Annotated in this window: 1 protein-coding gene; it reads right to left on the bottom strand. The window is 69.9% G+C overall.

All coding sequences use genetic code 11. The annotated features are described in order from the left end of the window. Positions 1 to 1877: DNRLRE domain-containing protein (locus ACFYX3_RS42025; RefSeq protein ID WP_389025419.1), on the bottom strand; the 1877-nt coding region annotated here is incomplete at its 3' end. Positions 1878 to 1934: the final 57 nt, after the last annotated feature.

Below are 1934 nucleotides of genomic sequence, written 5' to 3' on the forward strand. Positions count from 1 at the left end.
GTGGCGGCGGACGGGGTGAAGGTCTGGCTGACCGAGCGGTGGACCTGGTACTCGACGAGGTCGTCGCCGGTGCCGATCGGGTCCTTGTCCTGGTACGCGGACCAGTTCAGCTCCGCGCCGGTGTCGTGGATCGTGGTCGGGGCGGCGAGGTCGACCCCCTGACGGCCGAAGGTCAGCACGAGACGCGGGTAGTTGGCGGTCTCACCGCCGTACCCGAACTCGCTGCCCTCGTAACGCGGGCCGCCCTTGGGGCCGTTCGCGGACTCGTCACCGGCCTTGATCACGAAACCGTTGTTGACGTTCGTGCCGTCGATCCAGGACTGCACGGTCTTGGTGACCGGGAAGGAGTGCCAGGCGTTCAGCTCACCGGGCTGCTTGGTGACCACACCGCCCTTGGTGAACCGCACCGCATCGGCGATCACCGAGGTGGCCGCCGACGCCGGACCGTCACCCAGGACGATCTTGCCGAGCGTGCCCGCCTTGAACGGGTGCGAGCCCAGCGTCTTCCACACACCGGCCGTGCCGGCCTGCTGGTTGACCGTGTAGGCCTTCGTCCCGCCGTCGTAGGTGACGGTGAACGGCGCGTTCGTCGCCCGGTCGGAGGCCGGGACGTTGTGCGTCTCGACCTGGTAGGTGCCGTCCTCGGGAAGACTCGGCTGCCAGGTGTAGGTGTCACCCGCGACCGCGTCCTTGTTGTACATGTACGTCTGGTTCACCGCGTACTGCGTGTACGCCGCGTTCCCCGACGCCGGCCACGAACCCACCGCCGCCGTACGACCGGCCTCACCGTTGTCCACGACCACGGCCGTACCGGACAGCTCACCCGTGATCGCGTTCGCGTTGTCCCACGTCGCACCCGACTCGGTCCACGGCTGCGTCGCCCGGTGCGCCTCCAGCTGCACCTCGGAGTCACCCGTGGTGTGCGTCTGGTCGAAATACATCCGCAGATCGGCCGAATCCAGCTTGGTGCCCGCCGGGATGCTGCCGACCGGGAACCGGATCAGCGCACGCGAAGCACCCGTGGAGGTGTTGCCGACCGACAGACGCCAGTTGTCGTCGTAGTTCGTCGCCGGACCGTCCGACGAGATCATCACGTCCTGCGCCGTCGTGGGGGTCGGCGCGATCGAGATCGTCGGATCGATCGTCACCGGGTACTGCCGCCCGGGCGCCGCCAGCCACGATGCGTCCGGCGTGACCGTCAGCTCCCAGCCCTCGCCGGCCCGCGTCAGCTTCTGCCGCACGGCCGGGCTGTAGGCGGAGCCGTACGCGGCCTCGGCGTCCTTCTTCGCGTCCGTCATGAACGCCGCCGGGATCACCAGGACCGGGTCCGCGCCCTCACCGTAGAAGGAGAGCGAGCCGTCCTCGTTCTGCTTCGGCCTCAGCCCGCCCGCGTCCAGCGTGAACGTGAAGGACACCGGACCGGACGGCTTCGCGTCCAGGACGATGTTCTCCTTCACCCGGCCCGGACCGACCACGTACGACAGATCCGCACCGGACACCGCGTCCTTGTACGTGACCGTGTCCCCGGCCGCGACCGGCACGAGCTTCCCCGCACCCTTCAGACCGAGCGTCACCGTGTGACCGCCGGCCTGGAAACGCAGCAACCGCTCCGCGTCCGAGCCGAACCAACTGCTCGCCGCGTTCGTCGTGTTGGAGAAGGCGAAGCCCCCGGCAGCGGACGGGACGACCGTCGGGTCGATGTCCTTCCAGGACCTGCCCGCCCGGTACCCGGTCGGGACGGCCGACACCTCGGCCTGCACGCGGCCGTCGGACAGCTGCCAGTACCGGGCGTTCGCCGTCCGCCTCCCGGTCAGCTCGGCGACCCGCTTCGGCTTCGGGGCCGCCTTGCCCTTCGGGAGCTTCTCCCGGCTCGGCACCACCGAAGTCCCGTCGCCCGACGGCGCCCCGGGCCCACCCGACCGACCCTCGTCCTC

It is taken from the genome of Streptomyces sp. NPDC002463 (assembly GCF_042889835.1).
Classification (GTDB): Bacteria; Actinomycetota; Actinomycetes; order Streptomycetales; family Streptomycetaceae; genus Streptomyces; species Streptomyces nymphaeiformis.